Annotated in this window: 19 protein-coding genes and 2 pseudogenes; 8 read left to right on the forward strand and 13 right to left on the reverse strand. The window is 55.6% G+C overall.

Annotated features, from left to right (window positions below; all coding sequences use genetic code 11):
• Window positions 1–75: 75 nt before the first annotated feature.
• Entirely contained in the window at window positions 76–1116 is a 1041-nt protein-coding gene (locus IM291_RS02670; protein WP_192986049.1) for an oxidoreductase, read from the forward strand.
• A 54-nt stretch (window positions 1117–1170) separates the two neighbouring features.
• Here the strand turns inward: IM291_RS02670 and add are convergent, their stop codons facing one another.
• From add to malX, 3 genes are all read right to left on the reverse strand, one after another.
• On the reverse strand, window positions 1171–2172 hold the full coding sequence (gene add, locus IM291_RS02675; RefSeq protein ID WP_192986051.1) for an adenosine deaminase: 1002 nt from the start codon (window positions 2170–2172) through the stop codon (window positions 1171–1173).
• A gap of 96 nt (window positions 2173–2268) precedes the next feature.
• A complete protein-coding gene (locus IM291_RS02680) occupies window positions 2269–3441 on the reverse strand; it encodes a MalY/PatB family protein (protein WP_192986053.1) in 1173 nt (390 codons plus the stop codon).
• Window positions 3442–3489: 48 nt separating this feature from the next.
• Window positions 3490–5082, reverse strand: a complete 1593-nt coding sequence (gene malX, locus IM291_RS02685; protein ID WP_192986055.1) for a maltose/glucose-specific PTS transporter subunit IIBC — start codon at window positions 5080–5082, stop codon at window positions 3490–3492.
• 177 nt (window positions 5083–5259) lie between these two features.
• On the opposite strand from malX, the gene IM291_RS02690 reads away from it, so the two are divergent.
• Window positions 5260–6288: a Mal regulon transcriptional regulator MalI gene (locus tag IM291_RS02690; protein WP_126326103.1), complete on the forward strand. Its 1029-nt coding sequence runs from the start codon at window positions 5260–5262 to the stop codon at window positions 6286–6288.
• Between the two features lies 1 nt (window position 6289).
• Here the strand turns inward: IM291_RS02690 and IM291_RS02695 are convergent, their stop codons facing one another.
• Window positions 6290–7186, reverse strand: a complete 897-nt coding sequence (locus IM291_RS02695; protein ID WP_192986057.1) for a LysR family transcriptional regulator — start codon at window positions 7184–7186, stop codon at window positions 6290–6292.
• 107 nt (window positions 7187–7293) lie between these two features.
• Between IM291_RS02695 and IM291_RS02700 the strand changes: the two genes are divergently transcribed.
• Both IM291_RS02700 and IM291_RS02705 read left to right on the forward strand, forming a co-directional pair.
• Complete coding sequence (locus IM291_RS02700; RefSeq protein ID WP_163332411.1) at window positions 7294–8274, forward strand: MBL fold metallo-hydrolase; 981 nt, start codon at window positions 7294–7296, stop codon at window positions 8272–8274.
• A gap of 15 nt (window positions 8275–8289) precedes the next feature.
• Window positions 8290–9144 carry an alpha/beta fold hydrolase gene (locus IM291_RS02705; RefSeq protein WP_049000884.1) on the forward strand — a complete coding sequence of 285 codons (855 nt, stop codon included), beginning with the start codon at window positions 8290–8292 and terminating at the stop codon, window positions 9142–9144.
• A 37-nt stretch (window positions 9145–9181) separates the two neighbouring features.
• On the opposite strand, the gene IM291_RS02710 is transcribed toward IM291_RS02705, so the two are convergent.
• Window positions 9182–10714 (reverse strand): YdgA family protein, encoded by a 1533-nt coding sequence (locus IM291_RS02710; RefSeq protein WP_192986059.1) that lies wholly within the window; start codon window positions 10712–10714, stop codon window positions 9182–9184.
• Window positions 10715–10813: 99 nt separating this feature from the next.
• Complete coding sequence (gene manA, locus IM291_RS02715; protein ID WP_028012929.1) at window positions 10814–11989, reverse strand: mannose-6-phosphate isomerase; 1176 nt, start codon at window positions 11987–11989, stop codon at window positions 10814–10816.
• 199 nt (window positions 11990–12188) lie between these two features.
• Here manA and fumA point away from each other — a divergent pair, with 199 nt between their 5' ends.
• Entirely contained in the window at window positions 12189–13835 is a 1647-nt protein-coding gene (fumA, locus tag IM291_RS02720) for a class I fumarate hydratase FumA (protein ID WP_028012930.1), read from the forward strand.
• Between the two features lie 137 nt (window positions 13836–13972).
• On the forward strand, window positions 13973–15367 hold the full coding sequence (gene fumC, locus IM291_RS02725) for a class II fumarate hydratase (protein WP_192970981.1): 1395 nt from the start codon (window positions 13973–13975) through the stop codon (window positions 15365–15367).
• Here fumC and tus read toward each other — a convergent pair whose 3' ends face one another.
• The 3 genes and pseudogenes from tus to IM291_RS02740 form a co-directional block, all read right to left on the reverse strand.
• The gene (tus, locus tag IM291_RS02730) at window positions 15368–16297 is read right to left on the reverse strand and encodes a DNA replication terminus site-binding protein (RefSeq protein WP_192986061.1); all 930 of its coding nucleotides are present in this window, start codon (window positions 16295–16297) and stop codon (window positions 15368–15370) included. It abuts the gene before it with no gap.
• Between the two features lie 73 nt (window positions 16298–16370).
• Window positions 16371–17669 (reverse strand): two-component system sensor histidine kinase RstB, encoded by a 1299-nt coding sequence (gene rstB / locus IM291_RS02735; RefSeq protein WP_048999470.1) that lies wholly within the window; start codon window positions 17667–17669, stop codon window positions 16371–16373.
• A 29-nt stretch (window positions 17670–17698) separates the two neighbouring features.
• Window positions 17699–17950, reverse strand: a pseudogene (locus IM291_RS02740) (tyrosine-type recombinase/integrase); the annotation flags it as partial.
• A gap of 32 nt (window positions 17951–17982) precedes the next feature.
• On the opposite strand from IM291_RS02740, the pseudogene IM291_RS02745 reads away from it, so the two are divergent.
• Window positions 17983–18159, forward strand: a pseudogene (locus tag IM291_RS02745) (KilA-N domain-containing protein); the annotation flags it as partial.
• Between the two features lie 42 nt (window positions 18160–18201).
• Here IM291_RS02745 and IM291_RS02750 read toward each other — a convergent pair.
• Together IM291_RS02750 and IM291_RS02755 are read right to left on the reverse strand one after the other, a co-directional pair.
• A complete protein-coding gene (locus IM291_RS02750; protein ID WP_045261479.1) occupies window positions 18202–18588 on the reverse strand; it encodes a hypothetical protein in 387 nt (128 codons plus the stop codon).
• Window positions 18589–19164: 576 nt separating this feature from the next.
• The gene (locus IM291_RS02755) at window positions 19165–19806 is read right to left on the reverse strand and encodes an HD domain-containing protein (RefSeq protein ID WP_048999474.1); all 642 of its coding nucleotides are present in this window, start codon (window positions 19804–19806) and stop codon (window positions 19165–19167) included.
• A 117-nt stretch (window positions 19807–19923) separates the two neighbouring features.
• Between IM291_RS02755 and IM291_RS02760 the strand changes: the two genes are divergently transcribed.
• Complete coding sequence (locus IM291_RS02760; RefSeq protein ID WP_192986063.1) at window positions 19924–20886, forward strand: GlxA family transcriptional regulator; 963 nt, start codon at window positions 19924–19926, stop codon at window positions 20884–20886.
• A 158-nt stretch (window positions 20887–21044) separates the two neighbouring features.
• On the opposite strand, the gene IM291_RS02765 is transcribed toward IM291_RS02760, so the two are convergent.
• The gene (locus IM291_RS02765) at window positions 21045–21305 is read right to left on the reverse strand and encodes a hypothetical protein (protein WP_192986065.1); all 261 of its coding nucleotides are present in this window, start codon (window positions 21303–21305) and stop codon (window positions 21045–21047) included.
• 244 nt (window positions 21306–21549) lie between these two features.
• A complete protein-coding gene (gene rstA, locus IM291_RS02770) occupies window positions 21550–22266 on the reverse strand; it encodes a two-component system response regulator RstA (RefSeq protein WP_028012938.1) in 717 nt (238 codons plus the stop codon).
• Window positions 22267–22389: the final 123 nt, after the last annotated feature.

The following is a 22389-nucleotide window of genomic DNA, read 5'->3' on the forward strand; positions in this document are numbered from 1 at the left end:
CCATGGCTCATTATTAATGAGGGCAATGCCAGAAAGGCCAGTATGAAATAAGAAACGCAAAAAGAGGACAACACGATGAGTGATAACATCCGCGTCGGGCTTATAGGCTACGGGTACGCGAGCAAAACGTTTCATGCGCCTCTGATAGCCGGAACGCCGGGAATGGCGCTGGCGGCGGTATCCAGCAGCGACGCCGCCAAAGTCCACGCTGACTGGCCCGCAGTGCCGGTTGTCTCCGAGCCTAAACACCTTTTCAACGATCCGAATATCGATTTAATTGTTATTCCCACCCCGAACGACACGCACTTCCCGCTGGCGAAAGCCGCGCTGGAAGCCGGGAAGCACGTCGTTGTTGACAAACCCTTTACCGTGACGTTGTCACAGGCGCGTGAGCTGGAGGTGCTGGCAAAAAGCCTGGGCAGAGTGCTGTCCGTTTTCCATAACCGCCGCTGGGACAGCGACTTCCTGACGGTTAAAACGCTTCTCGGGGAAGGCACGTTAGGAGAGATCGTTTTTTTTGAATCGCATTTTGACCGTTTCCGTCCGCAGGTGAGAAACCGCTGGCGCGAGCAGGCCGGTCCGGGCAGCGGCATCTGGTACGATTTAGCCCCGCATCTGCTGGACCAGGCCGTGAATCTGTTTGGGCTGCCGGTGAGCATGACGGTCGATCTGGCCCAGCTCAGGCCCGGCGCGCAGACCACCGATTACTTCCACGCGGTGCTCAGCTATCCGCAGCGGCGGATTGTGCTGCACGGGACGATGGTCGCGGCCGCGGAATCTGCCCGCTATATCATCCACGGCACGCGCGGGAGCTACGTGAAGTTTGGCCTCGATCCGCAGGAAGATCGCCTCAAAAACGGTGAACGTATGCCGCAGGAAGACTGGGGCTATGATATGCGCGACGGCGTCGTGACGCGGACGGAAGGTGAGGAGCTGGTTAAGGAAACCCTGTTAACGATCCCGGGTAACTATCCGGCTTATTATGCTGCCATCCGCGATGCGCTGAACGGAACGGGGGAGAACCCGGTTCCGGCCAGCCAGGCGATACAGATTATGGAGCTGATTGAGCTGGGGATTGAATCTGCCAAACATCGCGCCACGCTCTGTCTGGCATAAGTTTTTGACGTTGTTGTAGGCCGGGTAAGGCGTAGAAGCCACCCGGCAAAGGGTTTACGCGGTTGCCACCTTATCCCGCAGCGCCTGCTTCTCTGCTGGCGTAAGGAAGGCGATCTCCAGCCCGTTGATCTGCGCCTGGCGGATCTGCTCGCGGCTCAGGCCCGCCTGCGGTGCGGCGATGTTGTACTCGTGGATGATATCCACGCCCTGAACCGCCGGATCGTCCGTGTTCAGCGAGGCCAGCACGCCGTGCTCGAGGAACGTTTTCAGCGGGTGCTGCGCCAGCGTTGCCACGGTGCTGGTCTGAATGTTGGACGTCAGGCACGACTCAATGCCGATGCGCTGCTCCGCCAGGAAATCCATCAGCGCGCGGTCTTCTACCGCCTTCACGCCGTGGCCGATACGCTCGGCGCCCAGCTCGCGGATGGCCTGCCAGATACTTTCCGGGCCCGCTGCTTCACCCGCATGGACGGTAATGTGCCAGCCGGCATCGCGCGCGCGGTTGAAGTGGGAGAGGAACAGGCTGCCGGGGAAGCCTAGCTCATCGCCGGCAAGGTCAACGGCGGTGATGGCATCGCGGTGCGCCAGCAGCGCTTCCAGCTCCTGCAGGCAGGCGGCTTCGCCGAACGTGCGGCTCATAATGCCGATCAGGCGGGCCTGAACGTCGAAGGTTTTACACCCTTCGCGGACGCCTTCAATGACGGCTTCCACCACGCCTGCAACGGGCAGGTTGTGGGTCATCGCCATATAGCCCGGCGAGAAGCGCAGCTCAACGTAGTGCAGGCCGTTGCGGGCCGCGTCTTCAATGTTCTCAAACGCCACGCGGCGGCAGGCATCCAGCGAGGCCAGCATCATCACGCCCCAGTCTAGTTTGCTCAGGAAGCTGACCAGGTCTGGTTCATTGGAGGTAACCTGTACGTGTGGGATCAACGACTCAAGCGTCTGAGCGGGAAGCGTTAAGTTGAACTGGCGGCCAAGATCGAGGATGGTTTGGGCACGAATGTTACCGTCAAGGTGACGATGAATATCAGTTAAGGGCAGGCGTGTATCAATCATGGTCGCACTCTTTTCGGATTAAAGTGCGCCATATTATAAAAACAAAACGGGGTAAAAAGCTATTTGCGCAAGGGAATATTCCGTTGCGCAAACAAATTACAGGAGCGTGTTGATCCCGGCGATGAGGCGCTGAACCCCTTGTTCCAGCTTGCTGCGTGGGCAGCCCGCATTTAAGCGCACGAAGCCATTTCCCTCTTCCCCGTAGGTATATCCCGGCATGATGGCGACTTTTTGCTGCTCGATCAGTACTTTTTGCAGTGCCCTGTCGTCAATGTTCAGCGGGCGCAGATCAATCCAGGCCAGATAGGTTGCTTCCGGCGGCTGCCAGTTCAGTTTCGGAAAAGCACTGTTTAATTCCTGTGCGATATACAGCAGATTCTCTTCCAGATAACGACGCAAGGCATCCAGCCACGGCTCTCCCTGCTGATAGGCGGCGATATGGGCCGTCAGCGCCAGCACGGAAGGGGAAGAGAGCCCATCCCGTCCTTTTAGCGCGCTGAGATAGCCGTTACGGCTCTCTTCATCGCCGATCAGGCCGTATGCGCCCGTCAGTGCCGGAATATTAAAGCTTTTCGAGCCGGAGGTGAGAAGCGCCCATTTGCCGCGCGCTACCGCATTCCACGGGGTGTGGCGATGCGCCCCCCAGACCATGTCCATATGAATTTCATCGCTGATAACCGCCACATCATAGCGCTCACAGAGTTCCGCCATCTGCGTCAATTCATCCCGCGTCCAGACCTTGCCGGTCGGGTTCTGCGGGCTGCACAGCAGCAGAATTTTGTTTTCCGGTTTCGCCAGGGCCGCTTCAAGCGCCGCCATATTGCCCTGCCAGCCAGCAGCCTGCTTTTCCATCTCAACGGCCACAATCTGACGCGCATTGCCTCCAATGGCGTTGTAAAACGCATCGTACGCCGGTGTGTGGACCACCACGCCGTCACCGGGCTTTGACCAGAGGCGGATCAGCTCTGACACCATGTAGATGACGGAAGGGCCATAAACGACGGTTTCTTTATCAATGCGGCTGTTAAAGCGCTGCCGAAACCAGTGCTCAACAGCGGAAAGAAACTCGTCGTTTTTCCAGCGGCTGTAGCCCAGCACGCCGTGGTTGATGCGCTGATGCAGCGCGTCGGTAATGCAGGGGGCGGTGGCGTAGTCCATATCCGAGATGGTGAAGGGCAGCAAATCCGCCGCGCCAAAGCGGTCGGCGACGTAGTCCCACTGCGTACACCAGGTGCCGTGACGATCCACGACGGTAGAAAAATCAAACATGACGTTAATCCTTAAAGTAAAACCCCCTCATGAGAGGGGGTTGAGGCATCAGGCTTCTACTGTTCGCATCAGGGTTGCCAGCTCATCTTTCACCGACTGAACCTGCGGGCCGATAACCACCTGCAAATTATGCTGATTTAACTGTACCACGCCGATGGCCCGGTTGGCTTTCAGGGCGTTGGTATCCACTTTTGACATATCCGCCACCGACAGACGCAGGCGGGTGATGCAGTTATCCAGCGAGGTAATGTTATCCGCACCGCCCAGCGCAGCCAGAATGGCAGGGGTGTTATACCCGGATTTGCCCACGGTACCGGCCACCGCCTGCTCAACGCTGGTGGCGGTATCGGTATCGCGGCCCGGCGTTTTCAGGTTAAAGCGGGTGATGGCGAAGCGGAAGATACCGTAGTACACCGCGAACCAGATAGCCGCCACGACCGGCACCAGATACCACTTGGTTGACAGGCCGTGCAGGATCCCGAACACCACGAAGTCAATCACGTTGCCGTCGGTGTTGCCGATGGTGACGCCGAGCACTGCCATCACGGTAAAGCCCAGGCCGGTCAGCAGCGCGTGGATGAGATAAAGCACCGGCGCAACAAACAGGAACAGGAATTCGATAGGCTCGGTGGTACCGCCCACGACGCAGGCAATCACGCCGGAGATCAGCAGCCCTTTAATTTTATGTCGGTTTTCCGGGCGCGCGCAGTGGTACATCGCCAGCGCGGCACCCGGCAGGCCGCCGAGGAAGGCCGGCATTTTACCCTGAGACAGGAAGCGGGTGGCGCTTTCAGAGAAGCCGTGGGTAGTCGGACAGCTCAGCTGCGCCTGGAAGATGGTCAGCGCACCGCTCACGTCGTGACCGCACACCTCCATGGTACCGCCCGCTTCGGTGAAGCGAATCAGGGCCACCAGGATATGCTGCAGGCCGAACGGCAGCAGCAGACGCTCGCCGGTGCCGAAGATCATCGGACCAAAATCTCCCGCGCCGTTGATGATGCGGCCAATGCCGTTGATGCCCATCGCAAAGACCGGCCAGATCAGCGGAATGATCAGGCCGAACAGACCCATGACCACCAGGGTGACAATCGGCACGAAGCGGGTACCGCCGAAAAAGGCCAGAGCATCCGGCAGGCGGATATTGTGGAAGCGCTCGTGCAGCATCCAGATAATGACCCCGGCGATGACCGCTCCGAGGATCCCGGTATCAATAGATTGAATACCAATCACGCTCTGAATGTTGTTGGCCTTCAGCATGGCAGCATCGGTCGTCGGCAGAATGCCTTTCGCGGTCAGCCAGAAGTTAACCGCCAGGTTCATCACGGCGTAACCCACAAACCCGGCAAACGCCGCGACGCCTTTATTCTCGCGGGCCAGGCCCAGCGGGATGGCGATGCAGAACATCACGGGCAGGAAGCTAAACGCGAAGGAGCCGACCTTACTCATCCAGATAAAGATCGCCTGCAGCACGGGAGTACCGAGGAACGGGATCAGCGTGATGACGTCTTTACTGCTCAGCGAGCTGCCGATCCCGAGCATGATCCCGCAGAACGAGAGGAGCGCCACGGGCAGCATAAAGGTTTTACCCAGTTGCTGGAAAAACTCCCACAGCGATATTTTTTGTGCTGTTTTCGCCGTCATAAAACGACTCCTTTATTGTTAAAATCAGTTTGCCTGCTTCAATGCTGCGAGAAGATAAAACGTTTTATCAAAGTTTAGTGCGCGCTAAATCACATTCTCAGGCTTTGACTGGTAGTATAAAGATAACGTATTGATAAAACGTTTTACCGATCTCATTTCAGGGAGTCACGCTGACACATGGCTGTAGCGAAAAAAGTCACCATCAACGATGTCGCGCTGGCGGCGGGGGTTTCCGTCAGCACCGTTTCTCTCGTGCTCAGTGGTAAAGGGCGCATCTCGCCCGCAACCGGCCAGAGGGTGAACGAGGCGGTTGAACAGCTGGGCTTTGTGCGTAACCGTCAGGCGTCGGCGCTGCGCGGTGGGCAAAGCGGGGTGATTGGCCTGATTGTCCGTGACCTGACGTCACCTTTTTATGCGGAGCTGACCGCCGGGTTAACCGAAGCGCTGGAAGCGCAGGGGCGGATGGTCTTTCTGCTGCACGGCGGGCGCGAGGCCGGGCAGCTTCTCTCCCGTCTCGATATGCTGCTGACCCAGGGGGTTGACGGAGTGATCGTCGCCGGAGCGTCGGGCGTGGGTAGCGATCTGTGCGAGCGCGCCGCCGAAAAAGGCGTGCCGCTGGTGTTCGCCTCGCGCGCCAGCTATCTGGACGAGGCCGATACGCTGCGCCCGGATAACATGCAGGCCGCGCAAATGTTGACCGAACATCTTATTCGCCGCGGGCATCAGCGCATTGCCTGGCTGGGAGGGAAAAGCTCCTCCCTGACGCGCGCCGAGCGGGTCGGCGGCTACTGCGCGACGCTGATTAAATACGGCCTGCCGTTCCACAGCGAATGGGTCGTGGAGTGTGAATCCAGCCAGAAGAAAGCGGCGGAAGCGATAGGCGCGCTGCTGCGAAGCAATCCGACGATCAGCGCCGTGATTTGCTACAACGATGTGATTGCCATGGGAGCCTGGTTTGGCCTGATCCGCGCCGGGCGTCAGAGCGGCGAGGGCGGGGTGGAAACCTTCTTCGGCCATCAGGTGGCGTTAGGGGCGTTCGCCGACGTTGGTGAAAACGCGCTGGACGATCTCCCCATCGTCTGGGCTACCACCCCTGCGCGGGAGATGGGCTACACGCTGGCAGACAGAATTATGCAGCGCATCGACAACACGGATGTCCAGTCCGGGCACCAGATCGTGGCGGCGCGGCTGGTGACGGTGAAATAACTCAGCTCTGCTGCGTAAGCGGGTTGAGCGTCAGATGTGTCTCCAGGGCTTCTACAAATTTTCGTACTTTTGCCGGGATCAGCCGGGAGGTCGGGTAAACCGCCCAAATGGCCAGCGATTCCGGCTGAGCATCTCCCAGGACGATCCGCACGAGTTTACCCTCAGCAATGGCAGGCTCTACGTACCAGCGAGATAAATTTGCGATGCCGAGTCCCCCCAGGCAGGCCTCGAAAATCGCCTCAATAGAGTTAGCCGAGAATCGGCCTGACACCTTTTGTTTGTAGCGCTGTTCACCCTTCTCAAACGACCAGTGTGTCGTATCTGAGGTGGTCAGGCAGCTATGTCCAGCCAGATCGTTAAGTAATTTCGGTGAACCGTACGCGGCGAGATACTCCGCGCTGGCGCAAAGCTCGCGGGGGTTATCACAGATGCGGTGTGCAACTAACCGGTTATCGCGCAGCGGTGCAATGCGTAACGCCACGTCTATGCCTTTCCCGACAATATCAATTTGCTCATCGGTTGCCAGTAGGTCGACCTGCAGGGCAGGATGTTGCTGCATAAACAGCGGCAACATCGGTGCAACGATCTTGCGTCCAAACGCCGCTGAGGCGGTAATGCGAAGGCGTCCGGACAGGTGCGTACCATCGGGAAACAGATCGGCCAGCGCGTTATTTTTATCTTCCAGCAACGTCTGCGCATGAGGCAAAAAAACGTCACCATCGCTGGTGGGTGAGAGGGATCGCGTGGTGCGATGCACCAGCCTGACCCCCAGCTCAGCCTCAAGATTGTTAAGAGAGCGTGACGCCGCCATGGCGCTCATTGAGAGCCGACGCGCGGCGCCCGCCAGGCTACCCGTCTTAATGGCTTCGACAAACACTTCAACGTCTTCCAGTTTCATTGTATCGCTTTTCGTTATGCTGCCTTATCAAAGTACATATCTACAGTATTTATCGTTACGCTGCCATAGTCTCTTCACAACCTGAAAAATACCAATCTGGAGTGAAGATGAAAAAGTTGAAAACGGTTCTGGCATTCAGCAGCCTGTTGCTGGTAAGTGCCGCCTGGGCTGACGCACCTGCGCAGGTGAAGCAGCAGGTCCCCGGATATTATCGTCTGGCGGTAGGGGAATATGAGGTCACGGCGCTGTTCGACGGCTATAACGACCTTTCGCCGTCTTTACTCCACGGTCTTTCAGACGACAAGGTTCGTAAACTGCTGGCTCAGCATAAAATCGATGCCGACCGCATGCCGACCGCCTTTAACGCTTTCCTGGTTAATACCGGTAAACATCTGGTCATGATTGACAGCGGAGCGGGGCACTGCGTGCCGGAAACGGCCGGCCAGCTGGTTAACAATATGAAAGCATCAGGCTATCGTCCCGAGCAGGTTGATACCATTTTCCTGACTCACCTGCATCTTGACCACGTGTGTGGCCTGAGCGATGCAGACGGTAAAGCGTTGTTCCCCAATGCCACCGTCTATGTACCGCAGGGGGAGGCCGACTACTGGCTTGATCCTGCAAAAGAAGCGAGCGCGCCGGCTAATGCGAAAGAGTATTTCGCTATCGCCCGAAAAGCACTGTCTGAGTATAAAGCCTCCGGACATCTTAAAACCTTCGTTCCGCCAGCTTCGCCGATCCCGGAAGTCCAGACGGCCTATGCCGTTGGCCATACGCCCGGCAGTACCGTTTATCGCTTTGCGTCGCAGGGGACGGCTATTAACTTCATTGGGGATCTGATTCATGCGCCAGCCGTCCAGTTCCCGCATCCTGAAGTGTCTATTCGCTTTGATGTCGATTCGAAAAAAGCCATCTCGTCCCGGGCGCAGGAGTTTAACGCCCTGGCGAAAGACGGCGAGTGGATGGCAGCTGCGCATCTGCCTTTCCCCGGTATTGGGCATATCACCGCCTGGCAGCAGGGCTATAGCTGGAACCCTGTAAATTACGGTCCTTATCAACGTGCGGCCAACGTGCCTCTGCTGAAATAAAGTGAGGTTACGAATATGAAAAGTTACACCGTAACGGCAAACGGCATTCGACAGTTTGTGGTTGAAGAGGGTGAAGGCGCGCCGGTTATTCTTCTGCACGGTTTTCCTGAAACAAACTATGCCTGGCGCTACCAGATACCTGTATTGTCCCGGCACTACCGCGTCATCGCGCCGGATTTGCGAGGATATGGCGAAACGGATAAACCGGCTTCTGGCTATGATAAACGGAACATGGCCCGGGACATCCGGGAGCTAATGCGTGCGCTGGGGTTACAGAAGGTGGTGCTGGTGGGGCACGATCGCGGGGCGCGCGTCGCGACGCGGTTCGCAAAAGATTACCCTGAGCTGGTGGATCGTCTGGTGGTCATGGATAACGTGCCAACGCGTATCGTGGCGCGCGATTTGAATGCCTCCATCGCCCGCGCATACTGGTTCTTCCTGTTCCATCTTGTGCCCGATCTGCCGGAAGCGCTGATTGCAGGACGTGAAAATATCTGGCTGCGCCACTTTTTCTCGGACTGGACCTACGATCCGTCAACCATCAGCGGCGAGGCGTTTGACACCTATGTTCGCGCGTATCAGGCGCCCGGAGCCGTGCGAGGCGCGATGGCTGACTATCGCGCCAACGCGGAAGACGTGGCGCAGGATCTTGCCGACGCTGACGTGAAAATCGCCTGTCCGGTAATGTCGCTGTGGGGCAATGATTTTCACGCGGTTGGCAAGCTTTTCGATATGCAAAGCGTCTGGGCTGAAATGGCGGATAACCTGCGGGCGCAGGGTATCGACGAGTGCGGCCATCTTCCTCAGGAGGAACAGCCTGAGAAAGTTAACGCCTTGCTGCTGGATTTCCTGGAGGGATGGAAAGGATAAGGGCAATAAAAAACCCCTCTTGCGAGGGGTTTTCTGCTTACTGCTGCGGTGCCGCCGGTACGGCTGGCGCTGCGGGTTCAGCCGGTTCCGGCATTCCCAGCGTCGGCATACCAAACATGCCAACAAACTCTTCCAGCGGCATTTTGTCGCCGTTCAGCGTTACCTGGCCGTTGGCATACTGCAGGCTGGTGGAAATGGTGTTGTCTTCCACTTTGGTGATGCGGAACATTTGACCCATCGCCGCCAGACCTTTCACCTGCTGGTTCGCCAGCTTGCCGGCATCTTCATCGCCGTAGCCTTCCAGCTTCGCAATCTGGGTCATAAACTCGGTCGCCATATCCATCGGGATGGTCAGCTTGCTGTCGAGCGACTTCACGCTGCGATCCACTTCCTGCGCCAGCGTCTGCGGTTCACCCGTGGCGGCTGCAGGATCTTTCAGGAACAGCGACAGGTTAAAGCTGGTTTCGCCTTTGCTGTTTTTCCAGCTTAGCGGCGCAACGGTGACCACCGGCTGGCCTTTCAGCAGGATTGGCAGGTTATTGAACAGCACCGACATCGCCTGCTGCTGGTACACTTCCGGGTTCTGTTGCAGCGCGGCGTCGGTCAGCAGCGCCTGGCTCTCTTTGCTGTATTTCTGGCTAAATTCGTGCCATGCCTGGCCGTCGATATTGCCGATCTTCAGCGACAGCTTGCCGGTGCCCAGATCCTGATTCTGCACTTTCAGGCTCTTCAGCGTGTAATCCAGCTGGGTATCGATGCTCTTACCGTCTTTGGATACGTCGGATTGACCGTTAACGTCCATGCCTTCCAGCACGGCCATCTCTTTTCCTTCAATTGCGATAGCAATTTTATCCACGGAGAGCTTCTGATCGCCGATACGCTCTTTAAAGTCGGTCATACGGCTGTTGCCGTCGGCTTTCAGGTTGTTGAAGGTGAGCTGAACTTTTTGGTTATATTCGTTCACGGCGTTGACCAGGCCGCTTTCCGCTTCACCCGTCATGGAGAAGACGTTGCCGTCCCGATCCGCATCAAGTTTGAAATGGCCGCCGCTGAAGGCGACTTTTTCGTTCTCTTTCTCGTAGTTCAGCGGTTTCAGCGCGATATCAGAACTGGTATCACCGGAGTAGCTAATACGGGTGTTAATGTCGAAAGGTGATTCATTCTTCGCCAGGTCAAACAGCGGTTTGGTGACGTCGTTATTCACCAGTACGGTATGAACGGACGCCATGGACGGGATCAGGTTAAACGACTTTAACTGCGCCAGCGGCAGCGGACCGTGGCTTACCACTTCATCCAGCACCACGCTCTGCCCCGGCTTCAGCCAGCCGTTTGCCGCACCGGCCACCGGCTTCACCACCAGCTGCATGCGGCTGGTGAACACGCCGCGCTGATAGTTCTGGTAGCTCAGCTCCAGACCCGCCTCCGGCGCGCTGCGCTTAATTTCTCCGTTAGCCTGCGCCACCATCTCAGCCAGACGGCCTTCCAGCTGTTTCCCGGTAAACCAGGAGGCACCCGTCCAGACCACGCCTAACGCTACAATCACTCCAACCGCTACGACCGATTTTTTCATTGCGACTATCCCTAAAATGAAACCAGGCGGTAAAAACCGCCCGGAGATATTAAGCCTTCAACTAGCTTAGCAAGAGTTGTTAAAAAATTCAGTAAGTGCTTAAAGCTTATTAAAAACGCGCGCCAGGCGACCGGTGCCGCTCACGCTGACCGGGGACTCATTGGCTGCAACGAATGCTGACTCGCCAGGCTGAAGAACCAGACGCTGCTCGCCTTTGCGCAGCGTTGCTTCGCCCTCGACGCAGAACAGGATCGCCGCGCTCTCCTGTGCGATTGTCGTTTCCGTCTGATTGAGGTCATGCAGGGAGAACGCAAAATCCTCAACCGGAATCGGGAAGTCCAGCTCTGCACCGTTTTTCACCGGCTGAGTCAGCAGCTCCGCGGCAGGCTTCGCCACAAACTTCACGTTGGCAACCAGCTCAGGGATGTCGATATATTTCGGCGTCAGGCCCGCGCGCAACACGTTGTCAGAGTTGGCCATCACCTCCAGCGCTACGCCCTGCAGGTAGGCGTGCGGGGTTTCCGCGAACAGGAACATCGCTTCGCCCGGGTTCAGCTTCACCACGTTCAGCAGCAGAGGGGAGAACAGGCCGCTGTCGTCAGGGTAAAACTCGGAAATCAGGCGGATGGTCTCCCACGGTTCCCCTTGCTGGCTGTTCAGGGCCGCTTTCAGCACCGCCAGCGCGTGAGATTTCTCTTCACCCTGCATATTCAGCAGGCTGGCAAACAGCTGGCTGAGCGCGTCCGCGTTTGGGTTTTCGAGGAAGTGGGCAATAGCCTTGTTGGCACCCGCGACCGGCTGCAGCAGGGAGATAATCTCTGAAAACTCGCGGAACGCGTTCATCGCCAGGAACGGGGTCAGCGCGAACACCAGCTCCGGCTTGTGGTTAGGATCTTTGTAGTTACGCTCGGCGGCATCCAGCGGGATGCCCGCCGCGTTCTCTTTGGCAAAGCCGATTTCAGACGCTTTCTTGTTCGGGTGAACCTGGATGGAGAGCGGCTGGTCGGCGCACAGCACCTTAAACAGGAACGGCAGTTCGCCAAAGCGCTGAGCCACCTTGTCGCCCAGCAGTGCGGCTTTATCGGCATCAATCACGTCACGCAGGCTGCGTACCTGGCCGCTGGCGTCTTCAATTTTTGAGCTGCTCTTCGGGTGCGCCCCCATCCATAGTTCCGCCATCGGCAGGTTGTTCGGGTTCGCGATACCGTAGAGATCCGTTAACGCAGTTTTACTTCCCCAGGCGTAGTTTTGCACTGAGTTAATGAGTTTTTGCATTATCAAGCCCTGATTCAAATGTGGAATTAACTCCGGGTATTAAAGCAATAAACTACGTGGAAGTAACCTGTGGATGTAAAAAGTCGTACTAGTCTCAGTTTTTGTTAAAAAATTGTGTAGGATAAGCTGACTCGCTTTTAAGCCGGGCAGCGGAACATCTGCCCTGAATAAACAGACCGAAGCAGTAAGTGAGAGAACAATGTCGAATAAACCCTTCCATTATCAGGATCCTTTCCCCCTCAGTAAGGATCAGACCGAGTATTACCTGTTAACCCGCGATCACGTCTCCGTCTCTGAGTTTGAAGGACAAGAGATCCTCAAGGTGGATCCGCAGGCGCTGACGCTGCTGGCGCAGCACGCTTTCCACGATGCCTCCTTTATGCTCCGCCCCGCGCATCAGCAGCAGGTTGCCGATATTCTGAGCGACCCGGAAGCCAGCGAAAACGACAAGTACGTTGCCCTGCAGTTCCTGCGTAACTCCGACATCGCGGCGAAAGGCATTCTGCCCACCTGCCAGGACACCGGTACGGCGATCATCGTCGGTAAAAAAGGCCAGCGCGTCTGGACCGGCGGCGGTGACGAAGCGGCGCTGGCTCACGGCGTCTACAACACCTACACCGAAGACAACCTGCGCTACTCGCAAAACGCGGCGCTGGACATGTACAAAGAGGTCAACACCGGCACTAACCTGCCTGCACAGATTGACCTCTACAGCGTCGACGGTGACGAGTACAAATTCCTCTGCATCGCCAAAGGCGGCGGTTCAGCCAACAAAACCTATCTCTACCAGGAAACCAAAGCGCTGCTCACTCCGGGCAAGCTGAAAAATTACCTGGTTGAGAAGATGCGTACCCTCGGCACCGCGGCGTGCCCGCCGTACCATATCGCCTTCGTGATTGGCGGAACCTCGGCTGAAAGCACGCTGAAAACCGTCAAGCTGGCCTCAACCAAATACTACGACGGACTGCCTACTGAAGGTAACGAGCACGGTCAGGCGTTCCGCGACGTGCAGCTTGAGCAGGAGCTGCTGGAAGAGGCGCGTAATCTGGGACTCGGGGCGCAGTTTGGCGGTAAGTACTTCGCCCACGACGTGCGCGTGATCCGTCTTCCGCGCCACGGTGCCTCCTGTCCGGTCGGGATGGGCGTCTCCTGCTCTGCGGATCGCAACATCAAGGCCAAGATCAACCGCGAAGGCGTGTGGATCGAAAAGCTGGAAAATAACCCGGGCAAATACATCCCGGAAGCGCTGCGTAAAGCGGGTGAGGGGGAAGCGGTTCGCGTTGACCTGAACCGTCCGATGAAAGAGATTCTGGCGCAGCTTTCTCAGTATCCGGTCTCGACCCGTCTCTCCCTGAACGGCACGATCATCGTGGGCCGCGACATTGCGCACGCGAAGCTGAAAGAGCGTCTGGACAACGGCGAAGGGCTGCCGCAGTACATTAAAGATCACCCGATCTACTACGCGGGGCCGGCGAAAACGCCTGAAGGCTATGCCTCCGGCTCGTTAGGCCCAACCACGGCAGGGCGTATGGACTCGTACGTTGATCAGCTGCAGGCCAACGGCGGCAGCATGATCATGCTGGCGAAAGGCAACCGCAGCCAGCAGGTGACGGACGCGTGCCACAAGCACGGCGGCTTCTACCTCGGCAGCATCGGCGGCCCGGCGGCGGTTCTGGCGCAGGGCAGCATCAAGAGCCTGGAGTGCGTGGAATACCCGGAGCTGGGTATGGAAGCGATCTGGAAAATCGAAGTGGAAGACTTCCCGGCGTTTATCCTGGTGGATGACAAAGGCAACGACTTCTTCAAGCAGATCCAGTCGTCCCAGTGTTCGGCGTGCGTGAAGTAAATTGAAAAAAACGGGTGGCGCCGCCGCCACCCGACATCAAAAAGAGCGCACAAAGCGCCATACCGTTTCTCAGAAGTCATCAATACTTATCCCTTAAGCATGTGAGCAATCCCTCTTTTGTTATCAAGGAGAAAGTAATGACCACGGTACGCCATGAGAAAGACTCGATGGGCGCCATCGACGTCCCGGCCGACAAGCTATGGGGCGCGCAAACCCAGCGTTCGCTGGAGCACTTCCGTATTTCGACCGAAAAAATGCCCGTCTCGCTGATTCAGGCGCTGGCGCTGACCAAACGCGCCGCCGCGAAAGTGAACCAGGATTTGGGCCTGTTGGACAACGATAAAGCCACCGCCATTATCAACGCCGCAGACGAAGTGCTGGCGGGAAAGCATCCTGACGAATTTCCCCTTGCTATCTGGCAGACCGGTTCCGGTACCCAGAGCAACATGAACATGAACGAAGTGCTGGCGAACCGGGCGAGCGAGCTGCTGGGCGGCGTGCGCGGCATGGAACGTAAGGTCCACCCGAACGATGACGTCAACAAAAGCCAGAGCTCTAACGACGTCTTCCCGACGGCGATGCACGTGGCGGCGGTAATCGCCATTCGCGAGCAGCTTATCCCGCAGCTCAACGTGCTCAAATCCACGCTTAACGAGAAAGCGCAGGCCTTCCGCGACATCGTCAAGATTGGCCGTACGCACCTGCAGGACGCCACGCCTTTGACGCTCGGCCAGGAGATTTCCGGCTGGGTGGCGATGCTGGAACACAACCTGAAGCATATCGAGAACAGCCTGCCGCACCTGGCGGAGCTGGCGCTCGGTGGGACGGCGGTCGGTACCGGGTTAAACACCCATCCAGAATACGCGGTGCGCGTGGCGGAGGAGCTTGCTGCCATCACCGGACAGCCTTTCGTCACGGCGCCCAATAAGTTCGAAGCGCTGGCGACCTGCGATGCGCTGGTCCACACCCACGGCGCGCTGAAGGGGCTGGCGGCCTCGCTGATGAAAATTGCTAACGACGTGCGCTGGCTGGCCTCGGGCCCGCGCTGCGGCATCGGTGAAATCAGCATCCCGGAAAACGAGCCGGGCAGCTCCATCATGCCGGGTAAAGTGAACCCGACCCAGTGCGAAGCCATGACCATGCTCTGCTGCCAGGTTATGGGCAACGACGTGGCCGTCAACATGGGCGGTGCGTCCGGCAACTTCGAGCTGAACGTCTATCGCCCAATGGTGATCCACAACGTGCTGCAATCTGTTCGTCTGCTGGCGGACGGGATGGAAAGCTTTAACGAGCATTGCGCGGTAGGGATTGAGCCCAATCGCGAACGCATCAGCCAGCTGCTCAATGAATCTCTGATGCTGGTCACCGCGCTCAATATCCATATTGGCTACGACAAGGCCGCCGAGATCGCCAAAAAAGCGCATAAAGAGGGGCTGACGCTGAAAGCCTCCGCCCTGGCGCTGGGCTATCTCACGGAGGCGGAGTTTGACGCCTGGGTTCGCCCGGAAGCGATGGTCGGTAGCCTGAAATAATCATCCCGCCACGTACAGGTGCAGCCGAGGAATAATCAGCTGTAGCGGCTGCGCCTGAGGTCTGTAACGGTGCTGAACATTGTCAGCATCGTAATTCAGCAGTTCCCCGATATCGGGTACCACCGCGCCCTGAGCGGCATCGTAAAGCGCAATCAGCGGCGTCGGGCAGGCATATTGCACCTGCTTTTGCTGACCGGAATACCAGACGCGAGCGATAGGCTGCACCTTCACCGGGCGCTTTATCTTCAGGCGCGCATCCGCTGGCAGCGAGGCGATGCTGTGGTACTCCTGCTCCAGGCGCTCAATCCACTGCTCCCGCGACCACGGGGCGACCGTGCGCGGCGATTTCAGGCTTTTTTCCAGCTGGGCCAGAATCTCATCCCGGGTGAAGTTTTTAATGATGTGCTTATTCGCCCAGCCGAAGCGCAGCGTAGCGGGGTGACGCAGTACCGTCAGCGTCCGATAGGCGTTCAGGGTAATCAGCCCCGGAAGCTGGCGGTGCACCCACTCGAACCGCGCGGCAGGCGCGAGGCCGGACTCTTCGGTGATGATCTTTTCAAAGGCCGCTTTCAGGGTGTTGATATGCGCAATCTGGCTTTCCAGCGCTTCGCGCGATGTCGCATCGGTTTGCAGGCAGATGACCCCCGGCAGGCGCACGGCGGCCTTGCTGCTGCGGTTTTCTGACTGCTGCTGGATAAACAGGCGACGATAGTGTTTTAGCGCCAGCTCAAGGGCCGCGCTGCCGATGTGCTGTTCGACCTCGATGGTGTCCAGCGGATCGTGCTCGGCTCCCTTAGCCACATCGGGCAGGGTAAAGACGCGCGCGGCCAGCAGGCGGCAGGCCTGCAAACGCTCGGTCAGGGTCAGGAGTTCGTGTTCTATTTCCCGAAACGTGCCGTTAAGCCGTTCGATGAGATCGTAGTTCGCCATAAACACTCTCATTAGTTACAACATACTTATCATATAGCACAGCACGCCGGGTCAGGCCAGCGTGCGTTTGAGGTCAGGCAGGGACGGGAAGGGCGATGTTATGGTACACCGGCCAGCTAAAGCAGAAGCGCGCGCCGCCGAGCTCGCTCTCCTCGCAATGCACCGTGCCGCCCATCGCCTGCGCGATAGAGTAGACAATCGCCAACCCCAGGCCGCATCCGCCGGTGGCGCGATCGCGGCTGGGATCGAGGCGGACAAACGGTTCAAACACGGTTTCTCGCGCTTCCGGGGCAATTCCCGGTCCGTCGTCCTCCACCGTCAGGCTGGCCCGGTTGCCCTGCAAATCCAGGCCAATCTGGAGCGTACTTTCGCTGTAGCGCATGGCGTTGTTCATCAGGTTGTCCAGCACGCGCTCCATCAGGCGCATATCGAGCGCGCCGTAGTCACCCGGCGTGACGCGCGTCAACAGCGTGCGCTGCGGGTTTACGCTCTGAACGTCATCAATGTGGGTTTGCAGCCAGGCGGGCAGATCCGGCGTGGTGAGGTTCAGCTCGTTTTGCGGGCGGTCGAGACGCGCGTAGGTCAGCAGCTCCTCAATCAGCGCTTCAAGCTGGCCAATGTCGCGGTTAAGCGCCTGATTCTCTGCCTCGGTCAGATTCTCGCTCATCTCCAGACGGTAGCGCAGGCGAACCAGCGGCGTGCGCAGCTCGTGCGCAATTCCGTCGATCAGCTGCTTCTTGCTGGCGATCAGGGCGTTGATGTTATCGGCCATCTGGTTAAAGGCCACGCCCAGACGCTCAAAGCTGGAACCGCTGTCGAAATGAATGCGTTCGGTAAAATGCCCCTCACCAAAACGCTGCGCGGCGGATTCCAGCTTCAGCATGTCCTGCCAGTGGGGCCGCATCCAGATAAAGACCGGAAATGCGAGCGAAATGGCGATAAAGGCCATCAGCGCCATGTCCAGCAGGCGCATCTGGTGCAGATAATAGAGATAGGGCACCGGCCCGACGGCCAGCACGTAATGGCTGCGCGGAATACGCTGAATAAACGTGTATTTCTCATCCAGCGCGACGATGTCCCCGTCGCGCAGACGCTGCATGGCGGGCGGATCCAGCTCAAAATCTTTCAACGGCTCAATGCGTAAATCGAATGACAGATTAAGATCCAGCTCTTTCAGGGTTTTCGCCCAGTCGTGTGGCGGGATCTCTCTCAGCTCGCTGCGCATCAAATAGAGCGAGCTTTTCATCAGATCGTCCAGCGACTGCCGGCCCGCACGTTCGGCGGTGAATTTATAAACCAGGCCGACCAGCATGGTCATCACCAGGAAGCAGACAAACAGTAAAAGATAAAACTGCACAAACAGCTTTTTCATTAAATATCACCGGGACATCAAGTAATTAACTACTTTGTTTTTACCTTAAGGGGCACTATAGGGGCATTTGCATATCCGCCAAAGCGCTGATTCAAAAATGGTACCTGATCGCTATCGAGAACATTTATCCACGCAGAGTATACATGGAAGACCATCTCTGCATTCTCATCACCCATCTGATTCGCTATAAAAGCAGGATTAGCACCTGCCGACAACATCCAGCACGCGTATGTATGACGCAGTTGATAGGGGCGTCTGCGGCGAATGCCCGATCGTTTTATCGTTCGGTAGGCCTGTCTTCTCTTTGAGTTTTGAAGCAATTTCTCGGCTGAACAAGCTTGATCATATTATTAATACCGAAACGAAAGAGGTTAGTCATTGCGCCAGCAAAATGGCCCGGTGGGAAGCTGGTGGTAGGAAACAATTTCTTCGTGTGGCTCGTGAGTGGATGATGAGCGAAGTTCAGATTTATTTGTCAGGCTTCAAATAAGTATTCACAGAGAGCCACTTTCACAACGGCTCCCAGATAAAATTACTTCCTGTAAAGGTCGCCTTGACCGGACCTTGCTCTTCCCCAGATTTCATCATCTGAGAGTGTAGTTTCTATGAGTTCAATCGGTGCGCCATTGTCATTAATCATGGCAACAAAGAAACCGTCAATGGGCTCATAGGGACCAAGAATTACTTCTTCATCTTCGATAGCTCTTAGCAGGTTGTCCACTTTGAAGGCGACGTGAGGCACAGTTTTTATCAGATTGTGGAGTGGAGAACTATCTTTAAATCTATGCCACTGCACACGAAACTGGCCTGGGTTATCAACTGTATACATCCCGGCTTTTTCGCTGTATGCACCTTCAAAAACGCCATCTTGTAACGGGATGCCGAAGTGATGAAAGGTATACTTTACATTTGATTTCATTCTTATCTCGCTAACTAATTAATGACAATGTAATTGAGCATAGGATGTAACTACTGTGGGCAATGTACTAAATATAAACAACTAAAGAATACCATACATGAAATTCTTCCAACACGAGCGCATTTGTAAGTGGATTTAAAAGGGATATCCCTACAGCGGAAAAATCATCTGCTATTCCCTTGAGTGGATAAATAGACGTTCATGACTTACATCGACAGATGCATTAAACCTGTAAGGGAATCGATTTAACTGCTGGTAATTTTGAAATGATCAATCTGATGCGAGCGTTTGTTCTGAAGGTGTTGAATTTTTTACAAACTTATGCAATTCGCCGCTGATGCCGAAATTCTTAGCAAATTGTACTTAAGCTGCGAAATCTAGATTTATATCTTCCCCGAATCCGGAGAAAAACTCTTTGGTACCGGATGGATAAGACGCAATGTGATGCAATGTGGCTTCACTGGCATACTGTCAGTTGACCGGAAGGAGACTTTCGCACTATTACTCTTATCCGAACATCCCCATGACTGAATAGTACCTGATGCCCCCATCAGGTACTATTCAGTCTGTCCGTTATCAGCCTTGCCAGCGAGACTGTCGGATAATGCTGCAGAAATTCATAGGCTTGAAGAGTGTGTCCTTGTCTGCAAGTACATCCGCTTTTACGTTACCAAATGTCGTGTGCGGCTTGTGTTTGATGCCGTCATAAAAGGCCTGAATAATGTCCTCCTTAAAATGCGGTGTACGTGGGAAACGCTGGGTAACTGCGCTGATTTCTTCCTGTGAGAATACTTCAAAATCAATTCCCAGCACGTCCATTTCTACTCCTGCCGTAAGTAGCGCTATTTCCGGTGCCATGAATTCCGGAATACCCGGCGTGGTGTGGAGGGCAATTGCTGTCCAGACCTTATCAATATCCTGAGTTCCGATGCCATATCTTTCCAGAAACTTCCGTGCTTCGTTTGCACCATCTACTTCAAAACGTTTATCGCAGCTACAGTATTCGCGAGTCAGGCCAATGTCATGGAACATACATCCAATGTACAAAAGCTCAGCATCGGCTTTAACCTCTCTTTTCTGACCGGCCAGAGCCGCCCATTGGTAAACGCGGCTTGAATGGTTAAAAAGCAGATCGGATTCCGTGTCACGAATGAACTCGGTGGCTTCACGGGCCATTTTGCTGTCCGGGATACTGATATCTTCGGTTGTGCGAATCATGAAATACTCCTCTTCTCTGTTGTAGGTATACAGCATAAGGTTTACCTTGAATGTCCCAAAATGTATTTTAAAGACTTTATGGGACATAGAGATGATTCAGGACTCCGGAGACTTAAAATGAGTCATAACGTTTTTATTCTGGCGGTGCCAGGCGTTCAGATGCTTGATGTCTGTGGCCCCATAGATGTGTTTGCTGAGGCTAACCGGGTTCTTAAGCGCAGCTTTTACTCGCTGCGCGTTGTTTCGGTTACCGATCCTGTGATTCGGTCTTCGTCAGGCGTAAAGATAACGGCAGATGCAACCCTGTCAGACTGCGGTGGGCTTACGGCAGATACATTCCTTGTTGCCGGCGCGCCGGATATTGCTTATTACCAGCCGGACCCCCTTGTGCTGGATGGAATTAACGCACTCTGCGAGTCAAGCAAGCGGTTTGGTTCAGTTTGTACGGGGGCATTACTCCTGGCGCTCACCGGAAAGCTAAATGGAAAAAGAGTGACCACGCATTGGGCATGTGCGAAAACCCTTTCCGCCAGGCATCCCCAAATAATCGTAGAGGCAGATGCGTTGTATGTTGACGATGGGCGAGTGAGAACGGCGGCGGGCGTTACTTCAGGCCTGGATTTGGCACTGCGACTTGTTGAAGAAGATCTCGGTAGGGAGGTTGCGGCAGAAGTCGCCGATCAAATGGTCATGTTTTTCCGGCGTCCAGTTAACCAGTCTCACTTTATGAGGAGCAATACGCTTTCGCTTGATGGCCGTACAGCTCTTCAGGAGCTCCAGAGATGGGCAATCGCGAATATTAAAGACGTGACAACGGTTGCTGTGATGGCAGAGCATATTAACTTCAGCCAGAGGCACCTTACGCGGATATTTCGGCAGGAAATTGGCCTTACCCCGGCGCAGTGGCTCGAACGCGAGCGCGTATCTAGAGCAAAAGTACTGATTGAAAAGGAAAAAATGCCAGCGAAGAAACTTGCCGTTGAATGTGGCTTTTCTGGGCCGGATGTTATGAGGCGAGTATTTTATCGCCTGACAGGAATAACACCTAATGATTACCAGAAAATGACGAGCCGTGAATAGCTTTGCGAACGGGAGAGAAGCTATAGCCTTTCCAGTAAATTGCAGGTTTTCTGCACACTAAACTGCACAAACAGCTTTTTCATTGGATCTCACCGAAAAAACGCTATGTGCAGAATATACATGAAAACCCTTCGGGTTTTTCACGTCTGTCGAGCGTTTTATATGGCTTTCGCGCTGTTTTTTACCTTGGCGATGAATTTTTCGGTCACGGCCAGGCCTTCCGCAATGTGCGTATCAATCACATCCGGCCCGTATTCGCTGATGAGATCCAGCAGTATTTCATAAGACTGGATGAGTTCCAGCAGGTCAAAGAGCGCTTTTTGATCGGTGCGTGAGGGTGAGGTGTGGTTAAGGGTTGCCTGATTAACAATCCACTCAAGATTGGTTTTTATCGCTTCTACCTGACCGTAGCTATACATAATTCATGGGCTTAAATCCTCATTTCAAGATTTCTGGGAGCGATGTCGTGAAAGCTTCACGGCGAAAATGAGTAAAACGATCGCAAGAGCGGGATGAGCTGAAGACAGGAGAGTCGAGAAGCTAATTATGGAATAGTTTGCGTGCTTAGCAAGTTAAATGTTGCGCAAACGTAAAAATAAATGCGCGAAAGGAGGGCGTTTTCGCGCAATGCCTTCAATTCGCGCAGATTATCCTATCCGACGATCAGGTTTCCCAGGCGTGTGGGGCGAACAGATAACCCTTGTTACGCACGGTTTTAATGCGGTAGGGCTCGGTGGCGTTATCCTGCAGTTTTTTGCGTAATCGCGAAATCGCCACGTCAACGCTGCGATCCATACCGTCATAGCTCACGCCACGGAGGTTTTTCAGCAGCGCGTCGCGGTCCATGATTTGCCCGGCATGCGTGGCCAGCTCCCACAGCAGGTCAAAGTCTGCGGTAGAAAGGGCGATAAGCTCGCCGGAAAGCAGGACCTGGCGGTTAACCGGGTCAATAGACAGCGTACCGAAGCGCAACGCTTTGTGCGGCGTCAGGGACGGCGCGGGCGCTTCGCGTTCGATGCTGGCGTGCTGGCGCAAATGCAGGCGCAGGCGGGCCAGCAGGACGGCAGGCGGTGTGGTTTTCAGAATGTAATCATTGGCGCCCATCTCCAGCGACAGAATATGGTTCATATCGCTGTCCAGTGAGGTAAGCAGAACGATAGGACCGTCCCAACGGGCGCGCAGGTCCCGGCAGAGCGTCATGCCGTCTTTGCCTGGCAGCATGATGTCCAGCAGCACTAAATCCGGGTTTTCACGGACGACCACCTCTTCGGCACGATCGCCGCGAGGCTCAACAATGACGTCCATATCATGTTTACCCAGATAGGCGGCGATCAATTGCCCGACTTCGGGTTCGTCTTCAACATATACAATCTTATTCATACAGCGTCTGTTTTCGTGAAAAAAGCCAAAATACACCGCGGAACCTTAACCTTCCATTAATCTTTCAAAATTAACGCCGCTTCCGTTATTCTGACGTTTCTTGTTATTTGATTGTTATAGGAA

The organism is Enterobacter cloacae complex sp. P27C (assembly GCF_014895705.1).
Taxonomy (GTDB): Bacteria; Pseudomonadota; Gammaproteobacteria; order Enterobacterales; family Enterobacteriaceae; genus Enterobacter; species Enterobacter bugandensis.

Bases quoted from the DNA above. Each gene is read 5' to 3' on its own strand.
- IM291_RS02670 (WP_192986049.1), top strand. From the start codon at position 76: ATGAGTGATAACATCCGCGTCGGGCTTATAGGCTACGGGTACGCGAGC.
- add (WP_192986051.1), bottom strand. From the start codon at position 2,172: ATGATTGATACACGCCTGCCCTTAACTGATATTCATCGTCACCTTGAC.
- IM291_RS02680 (WP_192986053.1), bottom strand. From the start codon at position 3,441: ATGTTTGATTTTTCTACCGTCGTGGATCGTCACGGCACCTGGTGTACG.
- malX (WP_192986055.1), bottom strand. From the start codon at position 5,082: ATGACGGCGAAAACAGCACAAAAAATATCGCTGTGGGAGTTTTTCCAG.
- IM291_RS02690 (WP_126326103.1), top strand. From the start codon at position 5,260: ATGGCTGTAGCGAAAAAAGTCACCATCAACGATGTCGCGCTGGCGGCG.
- IM291_RS02695 (WP_192986057.1), bottom strand. From the start codon at position 7,186: ATGAAACTGGAAGACGTTGAAGTGTTTGTCGAAGCCATTAAGACGGGT.
- IM291_RS02700 (WP_163332411.1), top strand. From the start codon at position 7,294: ATGAAAAAGTTGAAAACGGTTCTGGCATTCAGCAGCCTGTTGCTGGTA.
- IM291_RS02705 (WP_049000884.1), top strand. From the start codon at position 8,290: ATGAAAAGTTACACCGTAACGGCAAACGGCATTCGACAGTTTGTGGTT.
- IM291_RS02710 (WP_192986059.1), bottom strand. From the start codon at position 10,714: ATGAAAAAATCGGTCGTAGCGGTTGGAGTGATTGTAGCGTTAGGCGTG.
- manA (WP_028012929.1), bottom strand. From the start codon at position 11,989: ATGCAAAAACTCATTAACTCAGTGCAAAACTACGCCTGGGGAAGTAAA.
- fumA (WP_028012930.1), top strand. From the start codon at position 12,189: ATGTCGAATAAACCCTTCCATTATCAGGATCCTTTCCCCCTCAGTAAG.
- fumC (WP_192970981.1), top strand. From the start codon at position 13,973: ATGACCACGGTACGCCATGAGAAAGACTCGATGGGCGCCATCGACGTC.
- tus (WP_192986061.1), bottom strand. From the start codon at position 16,297: ATGGCGAACTACGATCTCATCGAACGGCTTAACGGCACGTTTCGGGAA.
- rstB (WP_048999470.1), bottom strand. From the start codon at position 17,669: ATGAAAAAGCTGTTTGTGCAGTTTTATCTTTTACTGTTTGTCTGCTTC.
- IM291_RS02750 (WP_045261479.1), bottom strand. From the start codon at position 18,588: ATGAAATCAAATGTAAAGTATACCTTTCATCACTTCGGCATCCCGTTA.
- IM291_RS02755 (WP_048999474.1), bottom strand. From the start codon at position 19,806: ATGATTCGCACAACCGAAGATATCAGTATCCCGGACAGCAAAATGGCC.
- IM291_RS02760 (WP_192986063.1), top strand. From the start codon at position 19,924: ATGAGTCATAACGTTTTTATTCTGGCGGTGCCAGGCGTTCAGATGCTT.
- IM291_RS02765 (WP_192986065.1), bottom strand. From the start codon at position 21,305: ATGTATAGCTACGGTCAGGTAGAAGCGATAAAAACCAATCTTGAGTGG.
- rstA (WP_028012938.1), bottom strand. From the start codon at position 22,266: ATGAATAAGATTGTATATGTTGAAGACGAACCCGAAGTCGGGCAATTG.